The organism is Streptomyces sp. NPDC004629 (genome assembly GCF_042873595.1).
Lineage (GTDB): Bacteria > Actinomycetota > Actinomycetes > Streptomycetales > Streptomycetaceae > Streptomyces.
This window is the reverse complement of sequence record NZ_JBIALO010000012.1, coordinates 152,313-174,393: the sequence shown is the minus strand read 5'-3', so window position 1 is coordinate 174,393 and position 22,081 is coordinate 152,313. Positions and strand designations below refer to the sequence as shown.

Here is a 22,081-nt window from a genome sequence, read left to right as displayed (position 1 = left end):
CTTCGGGCTGTCGCTTGCCCAGTGTCGTTCAGTCCTTAGTGAGTGCGGTCGTACTGCTACCAAGAGTACGTGTCTCACGGCCGTCGAGTTCCCGGCGCTCGACCGGCTCCGGCCGCCGCGGCTCGCCGAACAGGGCCCTGCGGACATCGGCGCGCACCTGCCGTACCGTCTCGCGCGCGCCGGCCAGCGCCTGCCGGGTGGCCCGCCCCACGGCGCGCGCGATCTCGGCGGCGGGCCGCAGGACCGCGTCCCTGAGGACATGCCCGACCGGAGTGAGAACCGTCCGGTACACCCAGCGCACCGGCTCCACCAGGAGCCACCGGAAGAGGGTGCCGAGGAAGCGTCCGACGGCGCGCGAGACGTACCCGGCGACCCGCCAGGCGTGACCGAGCGCCGTCCCGATCTCCCGGGCGACGACGGCGAGGACCCGGCCCGCGGGCACGAGCACCCAGCGCCACAGCGCGAGGGCGGGCAGCACCAACAGGATGCGGGCCGTCCAGTACAGGACGGCCCCGATCCCGGTGACGAGCGCACCGACCAGCCAGGCCAGGGCCCGTCCGACGGGCGCGACGAGGTGCACGTACAGCCATTGCGCGGGGACGACGAGCAGATGGCGCAGCAGCCAGGCGACGACGGCGAACACCCCGGTGCCCAGGGCGGCGAGCAGCGCCGCGGCACCCTTCAGGAACCGGCCGGCGCCGCGGCCGGCCGGGGCGAGCACGCGCGCGTACAGCCACGCCAGCCCGGCGTCGGCCGCCCGTGCGAGCCCGGCGAGTGCGTGTCCGACGGGCGTCAGCACATACCGGTACAGCCAGTCCAGCGGTACCACGACGAGAACGTGTCCGAGCAGGCCGAGCGCCTTGCCCGCGGGCACGACGACGTACCGCCACAGCGCGACCAGGGGCCGGACGAAGACGGTCCGGCCGAGCCACAGCAGGGCCCGCCCGAGCGGCCGCAGCACGGAGTCGGTGAGCAGCCGTCCGGCCGCGACCAGGGCGTCCCAAGCGATCCGTACCGGCACCACCAGCACGAGCGCGACGATCCGCACGGGCATCCGGATCGCGACGACGAGACACCCCTCCGGGGTCCGCGGCTCGGACGGCGGCGGGGGCGGCGGCTTTTCGAGATCCATACCGGCATAGACGCGCCGAACGCCCGTACGGATGCAGCGGGCCCGGTGGGCGTGACGCGTCTGCCGCCGGTCGGGGCTTCACGTCGGGGGTCGCGGGGTCGCGCCGTCAGGTCTTGGAGTTGCGCTGCGCGTGCGCGCCGTGCCGGGGGCGGAACCGGGGGGAGACCTGGCCGACCAGCTCCCAGAAGCACACCAGGGCGGTGATCGGCGGAATTCCGAGCATCACGTACGACAGCAGCGAGCGCGAGGAGTGGCTGACGCACAGCGCCACCGCCATGGCCGAGGCCGCCAGGATGACCCCCCAGGACCGCCGTGCGCTGCGGCGCTGCACCGTCGCGCGCAGGATGGACAGGGCCGCCACGAACCACGGCCCGTACACCGTGAGCGGCCACCACTGCGCGAGGTGCGAGGGCAGCACGGAGAAGGCGATGGTGCGCAGTTGCCCGTAGGAGTAGGAGACGGACCAGCCCAGCATGGAGGCGGCGCACAGGGTGATCGCCACGATCAGGACCGTCACATGGGTGACCCGGTGGCCGCCGTCCAGGAAGTGCGACTCCGTGCGCAGCCGCCGTCGGCCGCTCCTGCGGGGCGTGCGCCGGGTCACTCGGGTCGCGGGGCCCGTGGCGGCCGCGGTGGACAGCATCCGGGCCAGTTCGTCGTCCAGGTCCCAGGCGTGGGTGGCCTCCGGCGCCGGCGGGTGCCAACTCTGCTGCGCCGACAGGGACACCGTGTCGTACGCGGGCTGGGTGAGTGTGTCTGGGTCGGTTCTCAGGGCGTAGTGACGGTTGTAGAGACCGGCCTCGTCGTAATTCCCGTCCATCCGATAATTCCTCCGCGCTCCCGCTCAGCACGTTCCGTCGAGAGCGCGCAGATATTCGCTCTCCATTTTTCTGATCTTGTCCAGGAAATCATCGAGCAGGTCCGAGCAGTGGTTGGGTCCAGACCCCCCGCCGACCGACCCGCATTCGTCAACGACCGACGGGTGGTTCATGGCTCCGCATCCCTCTTTCCAGATCACGGTGGCTTAACGAGCGCAACCGTGGGCCAGGTGTCGGACATTCGGGGGATTGAATCGCCCTCAAGGGGTATCCGGGTGCCTGATGACAACATTTAATGCACGAAAGTATGACCGCTCGGCGGGGTGCGCCAGGTCCCCGTAGGGCCCCCATCGCGGCGGAGCCGCATGTCGATACGGTCCGCGCCCCTTCAGGGCGCTGTCGCACCCGCAACGGACCTCGCCGGGCCCGCTCAGCGGGCGGGCTGGGCCCTGCCGCCTTCGGAGAGCAACTCGTCGAAGAGCGCCCGGTAATGGACCATGGCGCCGCGCAGTTGCTCGGTGGTGGCCTGCTGGCGGGTGCTGAGCGCCTCGATCTCGTGGGCGGACCGGTAGTGTTCGAGGGTGCTGCCGTGTTCCACCGAGAGGTCCTTCATCTGCTGTTCGTACCCCTCGGTCGGGTAGCCGCGTTCATGCATGAGGGAGGTCACCAGCCGGTCCGCGTCGTGCACCGCGTCCCGCGGCCGGTCCACGAACTCCTCCTGGACGCCGCGCCATTCGCCCACGTACCGCTCGCGGGCGGCGGCGAGCAGCGGCTTGATCTCCAGGGCGTCGTGCCGCTTCTCCCGCTCCCTGAGTTCACGCTCACCGGCCAGCCGGCCCCCCGATCCCTCGACCGTCCGCTCGTACTCGGGGCCGAAACGCTCACGGAGACGACGTCGCCTCATCAAGAGCGAGGCCGTCACAGCAGCGAGTACGACGACCGCGACCGCCAAGACGATGATCGCCGCAAGCGCGCCTGTTGACATCGGACGCACCTCCTTCGAGGCGTCTCTGCGGAATCGGACAACCTCCGGTTCCCCCGTTTCGTCCGGTTCAACCGTCCCGTCGGGGCGCTAGGGATCATCCCGCGCCGGGCGCCTCGCCCCGGTGATCAGTCCCGCGGAGGCCGGCCGCCGCGCGCCGGAGCTTGCCGCCCATTCAGAGCTTGCCGCCGATTCAGAGCTTGCCGCCGGCTCAGAGCTTGCCGCCGATTTCGCAGGCGCGGCACGGCGGGCGGCCGCAGATGCACTGCGTGAGGGCTTCCACGACCCCGCGGTCGTGGTACAGGCACTCGTCCTGGCAGGTGTGGCGCGGGATGAACCCCGCCTCGATCTCGCCGGGCCACGGCTCATGGCCGTCCCGGCAGCGCGCGAACCGCTCCGGGTCGGTGGAGTGCAGGTCACGCATCCCCGACCGCGCCTCGTCCTCCAGCCGGCGGACCCGCTCCACCAGGTCCTTCAGTTCGGCGGCGAGGCTGGAGTAGTGATCGGCGCCGGTCCGCACATGGGCGGCCCGCAGCGCCATCGCCGCGTTGCCCAGGAATCGGCCGGCGTCTTGAAGGTCGGTCACGTGATGCATCTGAATGCCGTTCACGCCTCGTACCCATACGGCGTCCATACTGCTCACTGATCCACCTTCCCGATGTGCACCCCGTTTAGCGTGCACCCCGTTTAGCGCGAGACACTGGTGCGCGGCGCAGACTGCCTCCGCACAGAAAAAACGAACTTAATTAACGAAGCTAAAGGCTTGGGCCGCGCACGTCCAGTAGATTCCTGGTGAATCGGCTCACAACGGGCATTGGGCTTACCGCGGCCCGGGATTTCTGGATCTTCCCGGCCAAGGATTTGATCTTCCGGCTATCGGAATACGGCCTCGGCAAGGGCCACGCCCAGGTAGACCGACCCGAGTCCCGCGAGGATGGAGACGATCACATTGGCCGCCGCGAGAAACCGCGAACCGGCCTCGGCCAGCCGCAGCGTCTCGTACGAGAACGTGGAGTACGTGGTCAGGGCGCCGCACAGGCCGGTGCCGAGGAGGAGTCGCACCTCCTGCGGGACGGCGGTGGCCAGGGCCGCCCCGGTCAGCGCGCCCAGGATCGCCGACCCGGCCGCGTTGGCGGCGAAGGTGCCCCACGGGAAGGCGGTGTCGTGGCGGGCCTCGACGGCCCGGTCGATCAGGTACCGCAAGGGGGCGCCGACGGCGCCGCCGAGCGCGACGAGCAGAAACCTCATCGGCGCGGTCGCCTCCTCGCCAGGGCGAACCGGCGGGCGGCGACCGCGCCGATCCGCACGGCCACGAGCGCCAGCACGACGGTCGCCACCAGGTATCCCAGCGCAAGGCCGACCCGGTCCTCGCGCACCAGGCGCTCGATGTCGGCGCAGTACGTCGAGAAGGTCGTGAAACCGCCGAGGACCCCGGTGCCGAAGAACGGGCGCAGCAACGGGTGCGCGGTCCAACCCTCGGTGATCGCCACCAGGAAGACACCGATGACGAGACATCCGACGGCGTTCACGCCCAGCGTCGTCCAGGGGAAACCGGCCGCCCCGGTCGGCCACAGCAGCGCCGCCGCATACCGGGCACAGGCGCCGATCGCCCCGCCCACGGCGATCACGGTCAGCACCTGGGCATGTCCGTGGGGCGCGTTCCGGCGCTGACGAGCCACTTCCACTGCGGACCCTTCCGGCGGCCGATCGGGCACGGCGCGCACGTTCTGGCCTGCTGCCACTCCGCCCGTGAATCGTACGGCACCGGCCGACGGGAGCCGCGGCGCGCGGATTTGACACACGGAATTGCCGGACGTCTCCTGGAAGAGGGAAAACTGCTCCCGGAGGCTGCTGATGGCAACCTACGAGTATCTGTGCAGCCGGTGCGGGCCATTCGATGTGAAGCTGGCCATCGGAACGGCGCCCAAAGCCCATGGATGCCCTGAATGCGCGGGCGAAGCGAGACGTGTGTTCTCCTCCCCCGGCCTTTCGCGGACGTCGAATGCGGCCGCTGCCCTGCGGGCCCGGGAGGAGCAGTCCCGTGAGGCCCCGGCGGTGGTCTCCGAACTCCCGCCGGGCACGGGGGTGCGCCCTCGTACGCACCCCTCGCTGCCGCGGTTGCCGCGCCCCTGAGGGCGGTGGCCGACGAGCGGAACGTCTCATGACTCCGCTGCCCACGCTGGCTTAGGAGGTGCCTCCCCGTGGCGAACGTGGGACTGCTCTTCGTCGGGGCGGTGCTCTACATCAACGGGCTGCTTCTGCTCGGAAAGGTCGAAGCCCGCTCCGGGGCGGTGTTCAACCTCTTCGTGGGCGCGCTCCAGGTCCTGACGCCGACCTACCTCATCTTCGTAGCCGACAACGACCCCAAGAAGATACTGGCGGCGTCCGGCCTCTATCTGTTCGGCTTCACCTACCTCTATGTGGGCATCGGCCTGCTGGCCGGCCTTGACACCACCGGGGTCGGCTATTACTCGCTCTTCGTGGCCATCACCGCCCTTGGATATTCGTTCGTCAATTTCCGGCTCGTGAAGGACAACCCGTTCGGAGTCATCTGGCTCTACTGGGCGTTCCTGTGGTTCCTGTTCTTCTTGCTGCTCGGTCTCAAGAAGGAAAGGCTCACCGCCTATACGGGCTGGGTCACGGCGATCGAGGGCTGGGTGACGGGCGTGATCCCCGCCGCTCTGCTGCTCTCCGGCTACTGGAAACACCCCGACGAGATCGCCATCGCGCTGGGTGCCTTCGCGGTCGTGGTGTTCGGGGCGCTGTGGCCGCTCACCCGGAATACCCGGAACCGTCCGACCTCCGCCGCTTCGACGACCGAGTCGAGCACATCCACATGACCGGACCAGAAGCAATGAGGAATTGCCATGCCTGAAGTTCTCTTCACCGTCGACCAGAGCAAATCCATGCGCGAGCAGGACGTACCGGGTCACAACAGGTGGCATCCCGACGTCCCCAACGTCACCATGGTCAAGCCAGGAGCGGAATTCCGCGTCGAGTGCCGTGACTGGACCGACTGCCAGATCGGCGACAACGACTCCGCCAACGACGTACGCGACATCGACCTGACCATCCCCCACATGCTCAGCGGGCCGATCGGCGTGGAAGGGGCCGAACCCGGCGACCTGCTCGTCGTCGACATCCTCGACCTCGGTCCCGTGCCGCAGCAGCGCGGGGGCGCGGCCGGCCAGGGCTGGGGCTACACCGGCATCTTCGCCAAGGCCAACGGCGGAGGGTTCCTGACCGACTACTTCCCGGACTCCTACAAGGCCATCTGGAACTTCCACGGCCAACAGGCGGTCTCCCGCCACCTGCCCGGCATCCGCTACACCGGGATCACCCACCCCGGTCTGTTCGGGACGGCGCCGTCGGCCGAAATGCTCGACCGCTGGAACGCCCGCGAGAAGGCGCTGATCGACACCGACCCGAACCGGGTCCCGCCCCTCGCCCTGGTTCCCGACGCCAACCACGCGCTCGCCGGAACGGCCACCGGGGACCTCGCCACCCGCATCGCCGAGCAAGGCGCACGCACGGTGCCGGCCCGCGAGAACGGCGGCAACCAGGACATCAAGAACATGACCCGGGGTTCGCGGGCCTTCTTCCCCGTGTACGTCCAGGACGCCAAACTCTCCGCGGGCGACCTGCACTTCAGCCAGGGCGACGGAGAGATCACCTTCTGCGGCGCCGTCGAGATGGGCGGCTACATCGACTTCCACATCGACCTGATCAAGGGCGGCATGGAAGCGTACGGCATCACCACCAACCCGGTGTTCATGCCCGGCAACGTCGAGCCGCGCTACACGGAGTTCATGAGTTTCATCGGGGTCTCGGTCGACCACGACACGGACACCAACTACTACATGGACGCCACGCTGGCCTACCGGCGGGCCTGCCTCAACGCGGTCGAGTACTTCAAGAGGTTCGGCTACAGCGGCGAACAGGCCTACCTGCTGCTCGGCTCCGCACCCGTCGAGGGACGCATCAGCGGCATCGTCGACATCCCCAACGCATGCTGCTCGCTGTATGTGCCCACGGCCATGTTCGACTTCGACGTCCGTCCCACCGCCGCGGGCCCGACCAAGGCCGACCGCGGCCAATGCGCCCTCACCAGCGCCTGACCCCCACCCCGGCCCCGCAGCCCACCCTGCGGGGCCACCCCGTCTCAGTGCGATGCCAGTGCCATTACTCCACTTCGATGCCGTAATCCTGGACGGGCCGGGTCGTGAGCTGTCCCCGTAGCGCCCCCGTCAGGCAGCTCGTCGCATCCACCTGTTCCAGATGCAGGTCCGTGAAGGCCGCGCGCTGGGCCATGACGGTCGCCAGGAAGATATGCGCCCGCCTGCCTGTCGCAGGATCGTGGGCATCCACGAAGCCGTTCAGCGCGGCTGAGTCGAGGATGCCGTACTCGTCCGCCGCGAAGAGCTGGTGCAGGACCAACAGCACACTCTGCGCCAGCACCTCCCGGTACAGCGCACGGCGCTGCGTCACAGGACGCACCGTTTCCTTGTCCTGGTCCTGGGCCGGCACGTACCTCACCGATTTGGCTTCCGGAACCACGTCGTAGCCAGGCAGCTCCCAGTCCAGTACCAACTGCCGCGCCGCCGAATCGAAGGCCGCCACCACCTGCCGGGGAAATCCTTCGGGCCAGGCAGTGGACGAGTACAGGGCAGCCGAGAAGTACTCGACCACGGATTCGGGGTCGCCCCGCCGGACGCCCGCGGTGGCCTCGGTGATGCCGGCGTTGTGTCGACGGACCTCGGCTCGCTGCGCCTCGGCCCGCTGGTCGTAGTCGCGCTGGGCGGCGGCTAATCGCGCTGGGCGGCGGCTAACTGCTGCTGTCGCTGCGCCTCTGCAGCCTGTGCCGCGTACCAGGCGCGCTCAAAGCGGGATCGCACCTCAGCCTGCGCCTGGGCACGCCGGTTGGCCGTCCAGCCGCCCTGTGCCTGGTACTGGTTCGGATCCGGCATGCGCACGGGCCATGCGAGCCGGCCGGGGTCGAACGGCGGAATGTCTTCCACACGCATCAGGGATGACGCCGTGAAGGCCGACGCCTGGCATCCCGCGGTCAAAAGCCCCCGCAAGGTGGCGACCTGCGCATCCAGCTCTTCGGTACGCCGCCTGGCCTCCGCCTGCCGATACTCCCGGTGCCCCTGAGCGGCCCGACGTTGATAGTCCCGTGCCTGCCGGGCTTCCTCTCGGCGTCGCCTTTGCTCGGCTTCGATCTGCCGCTGGTACTGGCGCTGCGCTTCAGCCCAAGTGTTGACGAAACCAGCAGAGCGACGACTCATGCGCCACAAACCGACTTTATCCAGCAATCGCCGTCCTGGATATCAACTTGCCAAGGGCAACTGGAATCAGCAGTGCGCCCAACTTCTTGCCGGTCGGGCCGATTTGGATGTGGGAGTTCATCCATTGCCGAGCCGTCCACCGCTTCAGTAGGTATGAAGACCGGCCGTGTGAGCAGGTGGTCGCCCGCCCGCCGCACATCGATCACGACGCCCAGGGTGTGAGAGCCAGGTACGCCTGCGTCCAACTTGAGGCCCGCGCAGGGCATCCACCACAACACCGGCGAGTCGCTCATGCCGTCTCGCTCGTAGACCGGCCGCGCGTGTGCCGTTGGGGTTCCGCCGTGACGTCGCTCAGAGGAAACCCCTCCCAGGCTCAGACCCGCTCCACCTCTCACGGCCGCTCTGTCTTCCTCACTGCCGTCCGCCAAGGCGGCGACGATGCGTCGCAACGCCTCACTCACGTCAGTGAGCGTGTCCGCTGGTCGCAGCGTCCTTCTTGACCGTCAGCGGTAGCAACTTCTTGCCGCTGTTGCTTACTTGTGGCCACGTGTCCATCTGCGGGCACACGCCGCAGTCGAAGCAAGGGGTCCAGCGGCAGTCTTCTACCTCTGTTTCGTCCAGGGCGTCCTGCCAGTCCTCCCAGAGCCAGTCCTTGTCGAGGCCCGAGTCGAGGTGGTCCCAGGGGAGGACTTCCTCGTAGGTGCGCTCGCGGGTGGTGTACCAGTCGACGTCGACGCCGAACGGGGCCAGGGCCTTGTCGGCGCAGGCCATCCAGCGGTCGTAGGAGAAGTGCTCGCGCCAGCCGTCGAAGCGGCCGCCGTCCTCGTAGACCGCGCGGATCACCGCGCCGATGCGGCGGTCGCCGCGGGAGAGCAGGCCCTCGACGATGCCGGGCTTGCCGTCGTGGTAGCGGAAGCCGATCGAGCGGCCGTACTTCTTGTCGCCGCGGATCTTGTTCCGCAGTTTCTCCAGGCGTGCGTCCGTCTCCTCGGCCGACAGCTGCGGGGCCCACTGGAAGGGCGTGTGCGGCTTGGGGACGAAGCCGCCGATCGAGACCGTGCAGCGGATGTCGTTGGAGCCGGAGACCTCGCGGCCCTTCTGGATGACGTGGGTCGCCATGTCGGCGATCTGGAGGACGTCCTCGTCGGTCTCGGTCGGCAGGCCGCACATGAAGTACAGCTTCACCTGGCGCCAGCCGTTGCCGTAGGCCGTCGCCACCGTACGGATCAGGTCCTCCTCCGAGACCATCTTGTTGATGACCTTGCGGATGCGTTCCGAGCCGCCCTCCGGGGCGAAGGTCAGGCCGGAGCGGCGGCCGTTGCGGGTCAGCTCGTTCGCCAGGTCGATGTTGAACGCGTCCACGCGGGTGGAGGGCAGGGACAGACCGATCTTGTCGTCCGTGTAGCGGTCGGCCAGGCCCTTGGCGATGTCACCGATCTCCGAGTGGTCGGCCGACGACAGCGACAGCAGTCCGACCTCCTCGAAGCCCGTCGCCGTCAGGCCCTTGTCGACCATCTCGCCGATGCCGGTGATGGAGCGCTCGCGCACCGGGCGGGTGATCATGCCGGCCTGGCAGAAGCGGCAGCCGCGCGTGCAGCCGCGGAAGATCTCCACCGACATGCGTTCGTGGACCGTCTCCGCGAGCGGCACCAGCGGCTGCTTGGGGTAGGGCCACTCGTCGAGGTCCATCACCGTGTGCTTGGAGACGCGCCACGGGACGCCCGACTTGTTGGGGACCACTCGGGCGATACGGCCGTCGGGGAGGTATTCGACGTCGTAGAACGCCGGCACGTACACCCCGCCCGTCCTCGCGAGCCGGAACAGGACCTCCTCGCGGCCGCCGGGGCGGCCCTCGGCCTTCCACTCGCGGATGATCCGGGTCATGTCGAGCACGGCCTGTTCGCCGTCGCCGATCACGGCCGCGTCGATGAAGTCGGCGATCGGCTCCGGGTTGAAGGCCGCGTGGCCGCCGGCCAGCACGATCGGGTCGTCGGCCGTGCGCTCGCGTGACTCCAGCGGGATCCCGGCCAGTTCCAGGGCCGTCAGCATGTTCGTGTAGCCCAGCTCCGTGGAGAAGGACAGGCCGAACACGTCGAACGCGCGGACCGGGCGGTGGCTGTCCACCGTGAACTGCGGTACGCCGTGCTCACGCATCAGCGCCTCCAGGTCCGGCCAGACGCTGTAGGTGCGCTCGGCGAGGACGCCGTCCTGCTCGTTGAGGACCTCGTAGAGGATCATGACGCCCTGGTTGGGCAGGCCGACCTCGTACGCGTCCGGGTACATGAGCGCCCAGCGGACGTCACAGGAGTCCCACGGCTTGACCGTGGAGTTGAGCTCCCCGCCGACGTACTGGATCGGCTTCTGCACATGCGGGAGCAGAGCTTCGAGCTGTGGGAAGACGGATTCCGCGGCCTCGGCGGCTTCGGCAGGCATCTCGCGAACCTTCGTGAGCTGACAGGGTGACCACCAAGCCTAACCCGCTCGGGGGCCTCCCCCGTACGCTCAGCCGGGCGCCCGGGACGCGGCCTGCTGCCAGGCTTCGGGCAGGCCGGCCTCCACCGCCGCGGCCCGCTGCTCCTCGCGCCCGTACAGCACCCCGTAGGTGAATGTGTTCTCCCCGGCCGCGTGGGCGACGGCGGACAGCTCACGCAGCGCCTGGCGGGCCATGACGCTGTCCTGGTGGTCGCCGAGCAGGGTCTGCAGGGACTTCATGGCCTGGGCGAGGTCGGCGGCCGGGTCGCCGAGCACCGGGGTGGCGGCCTCAGCGGCGTACCGGGTCCGCTTGGACTTCTTGCGGGCCTCGTGGATCGCCACGTCGCGTTCGCGGCTGGACGGGATGTCGATCGCCTGTTCGATCAGCGCCGAGACCTTGCCGAATTCCTTGCGTACGGCCTTGGCGATCACCTTTTTCGGCTTCCCGGCCGCGGCCGGGAGCAGCGGGGGCTCGGCGACCAGGGCGTCGAGGGTGTCGAGCAGGGTCAGATAGCGCCGGGAGTCCAGGACGCCGGCGAGCCGGCGGCGCGATCCGCCGCGGCGGGCCTTCGCCCAGGTGCGCAGCCGGGCGCGGACGGGTCCTGAGACGAGGGTGCGGGGCAGCTCGCCGAGGGCCGCGGTGATGCGTTCGGTGAGGACTTCGCGGTCGCGGTCCACGCCCAGTTCGGCGGCGAGCCACTTCAGCTCGTCGCCGACGGGGTCGGTGACGGTGCGGTCGAGGACCGTGCCGTAGCAGCGGAGGGCGCTGCGCATCCGGCGGGTGGCGACGCGCATGCGGTGCACGGAGTCGTACTCGTCGCGCCGTACGGCCGGGTCGAGTTCGATGATCGCGTCGCGCTGGGCGCGGACGTAGGCGAGGACGTGGTCGCCCGCGGTGACGGGTTCGGCGGGTGTCTTGGGGCGTTCGGGGTGGCCCGTGCCGTCCGGCGGGGCGGTGTCGGCGAGGGCACGGGCCAGCTTGGACGGGGACGCGGAGGGCCGTACGCCCGCCTTGCGCAGCCGCTTGTCCACCTTGTCGAGGAAGCCGGGGGCGGTTCCTTCGGCGAGTTCCACCTCGATCTCGGTCCACTGGGCGGTGCCGCCGTGGCCGGTGAGCCGTTCGGCGGTGACGGCGTCCACGCTGACCTCGGCGAGGAGTGTGCCGTCGGCGTCGACGAGGTGGCGCAGGTCGCGGGCGGAGCGCAGCCGGACGACGGGGATCAGTGCGGCGTCGCGGGTCCGGGAGCGGGTGAGGGCGGCGAGGGTGCCGGGGAGGCGGTCGGAGAGCGGGGCCTGGATCTCGTCGCGGACGCCGGGGGCGACCGGGAGCTTGAGGTGCCAGCCGGCGTCGGTGCCGCCGGTGCGGCGGCGCAGGGTGACGGCGTGCGCGGCCAGGCGCTCGTCGGCGGTGTCGTAGTAGGTGGCGTCGAGCTGGACGACGCCCCTGTCCAGGATGTCCGCCACCCCGGCGACGCCGGTCAGGTCGGGCAGGCCGCTCTCGTCGGCTTCGTACTTGCGCTCGATCTCACGCTTCGCATCCGCCATGGACCGAATCTAGTGGCAGCCGGGCCGGGACGGCAGGGTCAGACCCGGGTGAAGGGCGGGAAGACTCCCGCCGTCACCCGGGTGAACCCCGTCGGCCGGCCTCAGGCGGACATCGGGCGTTGCACCCGGATCGACTGCAACAGCCCCACCGCCACCCACACCGCGAACATCGATGTGCCGCCGTAGGAGACGAACGGCAGGGGCAGTCCGGTGACCGGCATGATGCCGAGGGTCATGCCGATGTTCTCGAAGGCCTGGAAGGCGAACCAGGCGACGATCCCGGCGGCGACGATGGTGCCGTACAGCTCGGTCGTCTCGCGGGCGATCCGGCAGGCCCGCCACAGGACCACGCCGAGCAGGAGGATGATCAGGCCCGCGCCGACGAATCCCAGTTCCTCGCCGGCGACCGTGAAGACGAAGTCCGTCTGCTGTTCCGGGACGAACTGGCCGGTGGTCTGCGAGCCGTGGAACAGCCCGGCGCCGGTCAGTCCGCCCGAACCGATGGCGATCCGGGCCTGGTTGGTGTTGTAGCCGACGCCGGACGGGTCGAGGCTCGGGTTGGCGAAGGCGGCGAACCGGTTGATCTGGTAGTCGTCCAGGATGTGCAGCTGCCACACGGCGATCGCGCCGAAGGCGCCCGCCGCGATCAGGCCGAAGATCCAGCGGTTGGACGCGCCGGAGGCGAGCAGCACGCCAAGGACGATGATGACCATGACCATGACCGAGCCGAGGTCGGGCATGAGCAGCACGACCAGGATCGGTACGGCGGCCAGCCCCAGGGCCTGTAGGACCGTGCGGTGGTCGGGGTGCTTCTTGTCGCCCGCGTCGACCCGGGTGGCGAGCAGCATGGCCATGCCCAGGATGATCGTGACCTTCACGAACTCGGACGGCTGGAGGGAGAAGCCGCCGCCGAGCACGATCCACGAGTGGGCGCCGTTGACCGTGGAGCCGAGCGGGGTGAGCACCAGCAGCACGCCGAGGAGCGAGAGGCCGTACAGGATCGGTACGGCGTTGCGCAGGGCGCGGTGGCCGAGCCAGACGGTGCCGATCATCAGGCCGAACCCGATGCCGGTGTTCATGAGGTGGCGGATGAGGAAGTAGTACGGGTCGCCCTGGTTGATCTCGGTGCGGTTGCGGGTCGCGGAGTAGACCAGCAGGGAGCCCAGCAGGGACAGGGCGAGGGCGGCGAGCAGTATCGGCCAGTCGAGGCGGCGGGCCAGTGAGTCGCGGGCGAAGAGGCGGGTCCAGCCGGCCCGCTCGGGGCCGTACCCGGAGACGGAGAAACTGTTCGCGCCGGTCATGTGAGCATCCTCCGGCTGCCCCGGCGGTGTGGCCGCCGTCTGCGGGTGTTGCTGTTGCCCGTGCCGGGCGAGGTGGTCGCCGCGGGCGGTGTGCCGTCCGCGGACGTCGACGGCGACGGGGAGGTCAGCACGTCCTTGACCGGGTCGTCGGAGATCTTCGGGGAGGTGATCGTGCCGTCCGTGCGGACCTTCGGCAGGCCCTTCTGCGGGGCGGGCAGCAGCGCCTTCTTGTTGTCGATGGAGCCGTCCGCCTGGACGCCGTACATCGCGTTGTAGATGTTGCGCACGGCCTCACCGGAGGCCCCGGAACCGGTACCGGCCTGGGCGATGGTCATGATGACCGTGTAGTCCTTGGAGTACGTGGCGAGCCAGGACGTGGTCTGTTTGCCGTAGACCTCGGCGGTGCCGGTCTTGGCGTGCAGCGGGATCTTGTTCTGCGGCCAGCCGCCGAACTTCCAGGCGGCGGTGCCGCGGGTGACCACGCCGGCGAGGGCGTCGTCCATGCCCTTGAGCGCGGCCTGGTTGATGGGCAGCTTGCCGTGCGCCTTGGGCTTGATCTCCTGGACGGTCTTGCCGTCGGCGCTGATGACCGCCTTGCCCAGGGTCGGCGTGTACATGGTGCCGCCGTTGGCGAGGGCGCCGTAGATCACGGCCTCCTGGATCGGGGTGACGAGGGTGTCGCCCTGCCCGATGGAGTAGTTGATCTCGTCACCGGCGCGCATCTGGTTGCCTTCGAGGCAGTTCTCGTAGGCGATCTTCTCGACGTAGGAGCCGTCCTTCTTGCCGCTCTTGCACCAGGCGTCCTTGTTGGCCTCCCAGTACGCCTGCTTCCACTGGCGGTCGGGGACGCGGCCGGTGACCTCGTTGGGCAGGTCGATGCCGGTCTCCTTGCCGAGGCCGAACTGGTGGGCGGCCTTGAAGAAGTAGTCCTTGGGCTGGCCCTTCTTCGGGTTGATGCCGCCGTCCTTCTTCCACTCGTTGTGGGCGAGGCCGTAGAAGACGGTGTCGCAGGAAACCTCAAGGGCCCGGCCGAGCGAGATGGGTCCGAAGTTCTCGCCCTCGAAGTTCTTGAAGACCTGGTTGCCGACCGCGTAGGAGCTGGTGCAGGGGTACCCGCCGTCCCAGACGTAGCCGGCCTCGACCGCGGCGGCCGTGGAGACCACCTTGAACGTCGAACCGGGCGCGGACTGACCCTGTATGGCCCTGTTGAGCAGCGGGTAGTCGGAGTTCTTCCCGGTGAGGGCCTGGTAGTCCTTGGCGGAGATGCCGCCGACCCACGCGTTCGGGTCGTACGTCGGCGCGGAGGCCATGGCGACGACCCGGCCGGTCTTGGCCTCCATGACGACGACGGCACCGGAGTCCGCCTTGTAGTTCGTCCCGGTGATCTTGTCGAACTGCTGACGGGCCGTCTTCATCGCCTTGTCCAGTTCGAACTCGGCGACGCGCTGCACCCGGGAGTCGATGCTGGTGACCAGGTTGGCACCGGGTTCGGCGGCGTCGGACTCGGCCTGGCCGATGACACGGCCGAGGTTGTCGACCTCGTAGCGGGTGACGCCGGCCTTGCCGCGCAACTCCTTGTCGTACTGGCGCTCCAGACCGCTGCGGCCGACCATGTCGGAGCGCAGATACGGCGAGTCGCTGTCCTTGGCCTGCTGGATCTCGTCGTCGGTGACCGGCGAGAGGTAGCCGAGCACCTGGGCGGTGTTGGCCTTGCCGGGGCCCGGGTAGCGGCGCACGGCCTCCGGTTCGGCGGTGATGCCGGGGAAGTCCTCGGAGCGCTCGCGGATCTGCAGGGCCTGCTTGGGGGTGGCCTCGTCGGTGATCGGGATCGGCTGGTACGGCGAGCCGTTCCAGCACGGCTGCGGGGTCTTGGCGTCGCACAGCCGGACCTTCAGCATGACCTCCTCGGGGGACATGCCGAGGACACCGGCCAGCTTGGTGAGGACCGCTTTGCCGTCGTCCTTCTGCTTGAGCAGTTCGGTACGGGAGGCGGAGACGACCAGCCGGGTCTCGTTGTCGGCGAGCGGCACGCCGCGCGCGTCCAGGATCGCGCCGCGTACGGCGGGCGCCACGACCTGCTGGACGTGGTTGCCGGACGCCTCCTTCTGGTAGGCGGCGCCCTCGCGGATCTGCAGGTACCACAGCCGGCCACCGAGGGTGCCGAGCAGGGAGAGGACGAGGATCTGGATGACGACGAGCCGGATCTGAACCCGTGGGGTCCGCCCGGTCTCGGGGATGTTGGTCACTGTGCTTGCTGCCCCCTCTCAGTGTGTGTCTGTGTCATATCCGATGAAGCTGTGTGCGCCCGTGGTGAACTGCCGTGGTCTCACAGCCTCTTGACCCCCTTGATGCGGCCGACGCGCGTGCCGCGGATGCGGGCCTTGGCCTTCAGACCGCCGAGGCCGCCGCGCTGGCCGCCGATGCGCAGCCCCGTGCCGGAGGAGAGCCAGCCGGAGGAGATGTCCGTGCCCTTGGCCGCCGAACCGCTCTCGGCGAGCGGGTCGTTCTCGGCGCGGCGGGCCAGGGCCATGATCCCGGGCACCACGAACGGCGCCAGCAGCAGGTCGTACAGGGCGGCGGTGAACAGCAGTCCGCCGAGGCCGACATGGCGGGCGGCGGTGTCGCCGACGAGGGCGCCGACGCCCGCGTACAGCAGGGTCGAGCCGATCGCGGCGGCGACCACCACGAGCATGGAACCGGTGGCCGACTTGAGCCGGCCGTAGTCGGGTTTGGCGAGCCCGGCGAGGTAGCCGATGACGCACAGCACCAGGGCGTAGCGGCCGGCGGCGTGGTCGGCGGGCGGCGCGAGGTCGGCGAGCAGGCCCGCGCCGAAGCCGACGAGGGCGCCGCCGACATGGCCGTACACCAGGGCCAGGCCGAGGACGGTGAGCAGCAGCAGATCGGGGACGGCGCCCGGCAGATGCAGGCGGGAGAGGACGCTCACCTGGAGGACCAGGGCGACCACGACCAGGGTGGTGGAGAGCAGGATCCGGTTGACGCGCATGGGGGATTCAGCTCCTACTGCTGCTGATCGGTCGTGTCGGTCTGCGGCTGATCGGTGCTGCCGTCCTGCTGCCGGCCGGTGCTGTCGTTCTGCTGCTGGTCGCTGCTGTCGTTCTGCTGCTGGTCGCCGGCGCCGGCCACGTTCGCGGACGGGGTCACCGTGACGGTCACCGTCGGGGTCGGGGTCGGCTTGGGCTTGGCCGGGAGCACCGCGTCACGCGGGTCCTTCTTCGGGGCCTGGACGACGACGCCGACGATGTCGAGCTTGGTGAAGCCGACGTACGGCGTGACGTACAGGGTCCGGGTCAGACCGCCGCCCGAGGGATCGACACGGGAGACGACGCCGACGGGCACGCCGGGCACGAAGGGCCGGTCGGCCTGCGAGCCGAAGGTGACGAGCCGGTCCCCCTTCTTCACCTCCGCCTTGCCGTTGAGGAGTTCGACGCGCAGCGGGCGGTCGCCCTGCCCGGAGGCGAAGCCGAGTTCGTCGCTGCCCTCCAGACGGGTGCCGACGGTGAAGTCGGGATCGCTGGCGAGCAGCACCGTGGCGGTGTCGGGTCCGACGGTGGTGACCCGCCCCACGAGTCCATCGCCGTTGAGGACGGTCATGTCGCGCTTGATGCCGTCGTTGGCGCCGACGTCGACGGTGATGGTCCAGGAGAAGCCCTGGGCCGCTCCTATCGCGATGACCTGGGCGCCCTTGATGCCGTACTGGCCCTCACCCGCGATCTTCAGCATCTTGTCGAGCTGATGAAGGCGGCTGCGGTTGCGGTCGTCGCTGCCGAGCTTCGCCTTGAGGGCCGCGTTCTCCTTCTCCAGCCGGGCGAGCCGGTCATGGCGTTCGCCGGAGTCGCGGATGGCGGAGACCGCGTTGCCGACGGGATCGACCGCCGAGGACACCCCGTTCTCGATCGGACCGAAGACCGCGGCCGCGGCCTGCCGGGCACCGTCGACCGGGGAGTTCTGGCCACCGCGGATGTCCACCGTGATCAGCGCGAACGCGATGGCGATCAGCAGCACCAGGACCAGCCGGCTCTCTTTCGTGTCCCTCACGTGCGGCGGCCGTGCCCTTCCTATAGGAATTCGGGTGGCCCCCTCGGAGCGCGAACCCTAAGCGCACACCCTGGGGGCCCATTTGCGGGAGCTTATGCCTCTATATCAACGATCCGCCGTACGAGAGGGGATCATCTCGTACGGCGGAATCGAAGAGTTGTGTCATCTGCGCGGCTGGGCGTCCAGAACCTGCTGGAGCGCCTCGAACTCCTCGACACACTTGCCGGAGCCCAACGCCACGCTGTCCAGCGGGTCCTCGGCGATGTGGATCGGCATGCCGGTCTCCCGGCGCAGCCGCTCGTCGAGGCCGCGCAGCAGGGCGCCGCCGCCGGTCAGGACGATGCCACGGTCCATGATGTCGCCGGACAGCTCCGGCGGACACTTGTCGAGGGTCGTCTTGACGGCGTCGACGATCGCGTTGACGGGCTCCTCGATGGCCCTGCGCACCTCGGCGGCGGAGATGACGACCGTCTTGGGCAGCCCGGACACGAGGTCCCGGCCGCGGATTTCGGTGTGCTCGTCGGCGTCCAGGTCGTACGCCGAACCGATCGTGATCTTGATCTGCTCGGCCGTCCGCTCACCGAGGAGGAGGGAGTACTCCTTCTTGATGTGCTGGATGATCGCGTTGTCCAGTTCGTCGCCCGCGACGCGGATGGACTGGGCGGTGACGATGCCGCCGAGCGAGATGACCGCGACCTCCGTGGTGCCGCCGCCGATGTCCACCACCATGTTGCCCGTGGCCTCGTGGACCGGCAGCCCGGAGCCGATGGCGGCGGCCATGGGCTCCTCGATGATGTGCACCTGGCGGGCGCCGGCCTGGGACGACGCCTCGATGACGGCGCGGCGCTCGACGCCGGTGATACCGGAGGGCACGCAGACGACGACGCGCGGCCGGGCGAGATACCGCCGCTTGTGGATCTTCAGGATGAAGTAGCGGAGCATCCGCTCGGTGATCTCGAAGTCGGCGATGACGCCGTCCTTCAGCGGGCGCACGGCCACGATGTTGCCCGGCGTCCGCCCGATCATCTTCTTCGCTTCGGCGCCGACCGCGAGGATGCCACCGGTGTTGGTGTTGATCGCGACCACGGACGGCTCGTTGAGTACGATCCCGCGACCCCTGACGTACACCAGCGTGTTGGCGGTCCCGAGGTCGACAGCCATGTCACGGCCGATGAACGACATTGAGTTCCCCATCAGGATTCGTCTGGCCTTCCTGGGAGCTTTGAGGGCTTTTCAGGTCGGCGAAGTGGGTGCGGTGACGTGAAGGCTTCCATCGTAGACGCGCCTGCACGAACACTGCGCGAGGGTCTTCGCCATTGTCATCATGCGCGGAGCCGCCTCGCTTGTGGAGACGGGCCAACGGGGGCACTCGTTCCCCCGATCGCCACGCATATGCCGAGCGGCGGCCGATAAGGTACGCCAGCCGCAGCTCTGCCGCCCGCTCCCACTGACGCGTCCTCAGAAATTTCCGCAGAACTTCCCCGAACGACGGACACGACAACCCGTCTGACCGAACCCAGACGTCCCGCCTACGGCGGCAGCGGGGCGGTGGGGGGCGTGATTCGGGTGCGGCGCCGTCTTGGCTGAGCGCGCTGTTCCCCGCGCCCCCTGCGGGGCAGTGGGGGGCCTGAATCGAGTGCGGCACCGTCGTGGCTGAGCACGCCGTTCCCCGCGCCCCCTGCGGGGCAGTGGGAGGCGTGAATCGAGTGCGGCACCGTCTTGGCTGAGCACGCCGTTCCCCGCGCCCCCTGCGGGGCAGTGGGAGGCGTGATTCCAGTGCGGCACCGTCTTGGCTGAGCACGCCGTTCCCCGCGCCCCCTGCGGGGCGCCGACCCCGCCCGGAGTCGATCGGGCAGCGATGCCGCGGGGGGCAGGTGCGGCACCGTCGTGGCTGAGCGCGCCGTTCCCCGCGCCCCTTGCGGGGCGCCGTGGGTGGGGTCAGGCGTGGTGGGGGAAGAAGATCTTGATCTCGCGGCCGGCCGACTCCTCGGAGTCCGACGCGTGGATCAGGTTCTCGCGGACGATCACACCGTAGTCCCCGCGGATCGAACCGGGCGCCGCAGCGATCGGGTCGGTCGGACCCGCCAGGGCGCGCAGCCCCTCGATCACCCGCTCGCCCTCGACGATCAGCGCCACCACGGGACCGGACGCCATGAACTCGACCAGCGGCTCGTAGAAGGGCTTGCCCTTGTGCTCGCCGTAGTGCTGCTCCAGCGTGTCCTGGTCCAGCGTGCGCAGCTCCAGCGCGGTGATCCGCCAGCCGGCCTTCCGTTCGATACGGCTGATGATCTCGCCGGTCAGGCCACGTCGGACGGCGTCGGGCTTGAGGAGGACGAGGGTGCGCTGAGTCACGGGAGGGCTCCTTCGTGCGGACATGTGCGGTGGGATGAGGTTACAGGGCGTGTCCGGCCCCTCCTTACGCAGCGTCAGCTCCCGAGGCCCCGGCCTGCGCGGTCTGCGCCGCGAACCTCGCCTTCGCCTCGTCGATCTTCCGCCCGAAGTGCACGGACGCCCACCACAGCGCCGCGAACATCACGCCGAGGAAGAACATCGTCGGCACGACGAACCCGGAGGCGATCAGCGCGATCTGCAACGCCCAGCCGAGCGCCACGCCCCCACGCCGGGTCACCACACCGCACAGCAGCACGCACAGGAACATCGCGATCCCGCTGACCGTCCACACCGTCGACGTCGTCAGGTCCGGGTCCTTCATCGCGACGAGCCCGGCGAACCCGATGATGAAGACCTCGCCGATCAAGGTCGAGGAGCACAGCGTACGCATCGGTCTCTCAGCCCTTTCCGAGCAGCAGTCGGGCCTCGCCCACGGTGATGACCGAGCCCGTGACCAGCACACCGCCGCCCGCGAACTCGCCCTCCTCCTCGGCCAGGGTGATCGCGGCCTCCAGGGCGTCCGGCAGCCGCGGCTCCACCTGGACCCGCTCCTCCCCGAACACCTCCACGGCGATCGCCGCCAACTCGTCCGCGTCCATCGCACGGTGGCTGGAGTTCTGGGTGACGACGACCTCGGCGAAGATCGGCTCGAAGGCCTCCAGCAGCCCGCGGACGTTCTTGTCGCCACTCGCGCCCACCACGCCGATCAGCCGGCTGAAGTCGAAAGCCTCCGCGACCGCCTCGGCCGTGGCCCGCGCGCCCGCCGGGTTGTGCGCCGCGTCCAGGACGACGGTCGGCGAGCGCCGTACCACCTCCAGGCGGCCCGGCGAGGACACGGCCGCGAAGGCCCTGCGGACGGTGTCGATCTCCAGCGGCACGGCGCGCTGTGCGCCGACGCCGAAGAACGCCTCCACCGCGGCCAGCGCCACGGCCGCGTTGTGCGCCTGGTAAGGGCCGTGCAGCGGGAGGTACACCTCCGGGTACTCGCCGCCGAGCCCGCGCAGCGTCAGCAGCTGGCCGCCGACCGCGACCTGCCGCGCCAGAACGCCGAACTCCAGGCCCTCACGGGCCACCGTCGCGTCGACCTCCACGGCCTTCTTCAGCAGCACCTGCGCCGCGTCCACGGGCTGCTGCGCCATGATCACGGTCGCGTCCTGCTTGATGATCCCGGCCTTCTCGGCGGCGATCTCCGCGTGGGTGAGGCCGAGCCGGTCGGTGTGGTCCAGGTCGATGGGCGTGACCACGGCGACATCCCCGTCGATCACGTTCGTCGCGTCCCAGCTGCCGCCCATGCCCACCTCGACGACGGCCACGTCGACGGGCGCGTCCGCGAAGGCGGCGTACGCCATGCCGGTCAGCACCTCGAAGAAGGAGAGCCGGTACTCCTGCTGGGCGTCGACCATCTCGATGTACGGCTTGATGTCCCGGTACGTCTCGATGAACCGCTCGGCGGAGATCGGGGCGCCGTCAAGGCTGATCCGCTCGGTGATCGACTGGACGTGCGGCGAGGTGTAGCGGCCGGTACGCAGCTCGAAGGCGCCGAGCAGCGCCTCGATCATGCGGGCCGTGGACGTCTTGCCGTTGGTGCCCGTGATGTGGATCGACGGGTACGCCCGCTGCGGCTCCCCCAGCACGTCGACGAGCGCCGCGATGCGGGTGACGGAGGGTTCCAGCTTGGTCTCGCCCCAGCGGGTGGCCAGCTCCGCCTCGACCTCGCGCAGGGCCTTGTCGACCTCGGGGTCCGTCGGCCGGGCGGGTGCGTCGGACTGGGCCGGGCCGCCCTGTGTGCGCAGGGTGCGGCTGCCGGCCTCGATCACCGCGAGGTCGGGGTCGCGGGAGGTCTCGGCTTCGATGATCTCGTCGAAGCCGTCGAGGGGGTCGGGCCGGTCGTTCTCGTGCGGGGCGTTGCTCACGGCTCAAGTCTACGGACGCGCTGCGCTGGCTTTGGCGGTTGGGGGTGGTTGGGGCTGGCTTGTGTGTGCGGGTGCGTTGTGGCGCGGTCTGGTTTGTGGGTGCGGGTGCGTTGTGGCGCGGTCTGGCTTGTGGGTGCGGGTGTGTTGTGGCTGGTCGCGCAGTTCCTCGCGCCCCTTTGGGGG

General features: G+C 69.6%; 19 protein-coding genes and 1 pseudogene. 3 read left to right on the top strand and 17 right to left on the bottom strand.

Annotated features, from left to right (window positions below; genetic code table 11):
* Positions 1-28: 28 nt before the first annotated feature.
* The 6 genes from ACFYTE_RS20315 to crcB (ACFYTE_RS20290) form a co-directional block, all read right to left on the bottom strand.
* Positions 29-1,132 carry a hypothetical protein gene (locus ACFYTE_RS20315; RefSeq protein ID WP_388711974.1) on the bottom strand — a complete coding sequence of 368 codons (1,104 nt, stop codon included), beginning with the start codon at positions 1,130-1,132 and terminating at the stop codon, positions 29-31.
* 106 nt (positions 1,133-1,238) lie between these two features.
* Positions 1,239-1,952, bottom strand: coding sequence for a DUF2637 domain-containing protein (locus ACFYTE_RS20310; protein ID WP_388711972.1), 714 nt, complete (start codon positions 1,950-1,952; stop codon positions 1,239-1,241).
* Between the two features lie 428 nt (positions 1,953-2,380).
* Positions 2,381-2,935 (bottom strand): hypothetical protein, encoded by a 555-nt coding sequence (locus ACFYTE_RS20305; protein ID WP_388711969.1) that lies wholly within the window; start codon positions 2,933-2,935, stop codon positions 2,381-2,383.
* Positions 2,936-3,143: 208 nt separating this feature from the next.
* On the bottom strand, positions 3,144-3,566 hold the full coding sequence (locus tag ACFYTE_RS20300; protein WP_388712278.1) for a hypothetical protein: 423 nt from the start codon (positions 3,564-3,566) through the stop codon (positions 3,144-3,146).
* A gap of 239 nt (positions 3,567-3,805) precedes the next feature.
* A complete protein-coding gene (gene crcB / locus ACFYTE_RS20295) occupies positions 3,806-4,180 on the bottom strand; it encodes a fluoride efflux transporter CrcB (RefSeq protein WP_388711966.1) in 375 nt (124 codons plus the stop codon).
* Positions 4,177-4,569 (bottom strand): fluoride efflux transporter CrcB, encoded by a 393-nt coding sequence (crcB, locus tag ACFYTE_RS20290; protein ID WP_388711963.1) that lies wholly within the window; start codon positions 4,567-4,569, stop codon positions 4,177-4,179. Before crcB (ACFYTE_RS20290) ends, crcB (ACFYTE_RS20295) begins: the two co-directional genes overlap by 4 nt.
* 217 nt (positions 4,570-4,786) lie before the next feature.
* Here crcB (ACFYTE_RS20290) and ACFYTE_RS20285 point away from each other — a divergent pair, with 217 nt between their 5' ends.
* From ACFYTE_RS20285 to fmdA, 3 genes are all read left to right on the top strand, one after another.
* A complete protein-coding gene (locus ACFYTE_RS20285) occupies positions 4,787-5,065 on the top strand; it encodes an FmdB family zinc ribbon protein (RefSeq protein ID WP_388711960.1) in 279 nt (92 codons plus the stop codon).
* A gap of 68 nt (positions 5,066-5,133) precedes the next feature.
* Complete coding sequence (locus ACFYTE_RS20280; protein WP_388711957.1) at positions 5,134-5,772, top strand: AmiS/UreI family transporter; 639 nt, start codon at positions 5,134-5,136, stop codon at positions 5,770-5,772.
* 27 nt (positions 5,773-5,799) lie between these two features.
* Entirely contained in the window at positions 5,800-7,050 is a 1,251-nt protein-coding gene (gene fmdA / locus ACFYTE_RS20275) for a formamidase (RefSeq protein WP_388711954.1), read from the top strand.
* Positions 7,051-7,138: 88 nt separating this feature from the next.
* Here the strand turns inward: fmdA and ACFYTE_RS20270 are convergent.
* The 11 genes and pseudogenes from ACFYTE_RS20270 to ACFYTE_RS20220 form a co-directional block, all read right to left on the bottom strand.
* A pseudogene (locus ACFYTE_RS20270) lies at positions 7,139-8,220 on the bottom strand (restriction endonuclease); the annotation flags it as partial.
* A 462-nt stretch (positions 8,221-8,682) separates the two neighbouring features.
* A complete protein-coding gene (locus ACFYTE_RS20265; protein ID WP_388711951.1) occupies positions 8,683-10,653 on the bottom strand; it encodes a TIGR03960 family B12-binding radical SAM protein in 1,971 nt (656 codons plus the stop codon).
* Between the two features lie 69 nt (positions 10,654-10,722).
* Positions 10,723-12,237: a CHAD domain-containing protein gene (locus ACFYTE_RS20260; protein WP_388711948.1), complete on the bottom strand. Its 1,515-nt coding sequence runs from the start codon at positions 12,235-12,237 to the stop codon at positions 10,723-10,725.
* 101 nt (positions 12,238-12,338) lie between these two features.
* Positions 12,339-13,538, bottom strand: coding sequence for a rod shape-determining protein RodA (gene rodA / locus ACFYTE_RS20255; RefSeq protein ID WP_388711945.1), 1,200 nt, complete (start codon positions 13,536-13,538; stop codon positions 12,339-12,341).
* Positions 13,535-15,784 carry a penicillin-binding protein 2 gene (gene mrdA / locus ACFYTE_RS20250; protein ID WP_388711942.1) on the bottom strand — a complete coding sequence of 750 codons (2,250 nt, stop codon included), beginning with the start codon at positions 15,782-15,784 and terminating at the stop codon, positions 13,535-13,537. Before mrdA ends, rodA begins: the two co-directional genes overlap by 4 nt.
* 80 nt (positions 15,785-15,864) lie before the next feature.
* Positions 15,865-16,542: a rod shape-determining protein MreD gene (mreD, locus tag ACFYTE_RS20245; protein WP_388711940.1), complete on the bottom strand. Its 678-nt coding sequence runs from the start codon at positions 16,540-16,542 to the stop codon at positions 15,865-15,867.
* A 14-nt stretch (positions 16,543-16,556) separates the two neighbouring features.
* Positions 16,557-17,594, bottom strand: coding sequence for a rod shape-determining protein MreC (gene mreC, locus ACFYTE_RS20240; protein ID WP_388711937.1), 1,038 nt, complete (start codon positions 17,592-17,594; stop codon positions 16,557-16,559).
* A gap of 162 nt (positions 17,595-17,756) precedes the next feature.
* Positions 17,757-18,776 carry a rod shape-determining protein gene (locus ACFYTE_RS20235; RefSeq protein ID WP_388712275.1) on the bottom strand — a complete coding sequence of 340 codons (1,020 nt, stop codon included), beginning with the start codon at positions 18,774-18,776 and terminating at the stop codon, positions 17,757-17,759.
* Between the two features lie 756 nt (positions 18,777-19,532).
* On the bottom strand, positions 19,533-19,946 hold the full coding sequence (gene ndk / locus ACFYTE_RS20230; protein ID WP_388711935.1) for a nucleoside-diphosphate kinase: 414 nt from the start codon (positions 19,944-19,946) through the stop codon (positions 19,533-19,535).
* Between the two features lie 64 nt (positions 19,947-20,010).
* Positions 20,011-20,376 (bottom strand): DUF4233 domain-containing protein, encoded by a 366-nt coding sequence (locus tag ACFYTE_RS20225; RefSeq protein ID WP_388711932.1) that lies wholly within the window; start codon positions 20,374-20,376, stop codon positions 20,011-20,013.
* 7 nt (positions 20,377-20,383) lie between these two features.
* Positions 20,384-21,898, bottom strand: coding sequence for a bifunctional folylpolyglutamate synthase/dihydrofolate synthase (locus ACFYTE_RS20220; RefSeq protein ID WP_388711929.1), 1,515 nt, complete (start codon positions 21,896-21,898; stop codon positions 20,384-20,386).
* Positions 21,899-22,081 lie beyond the last annotated feature (183 nt).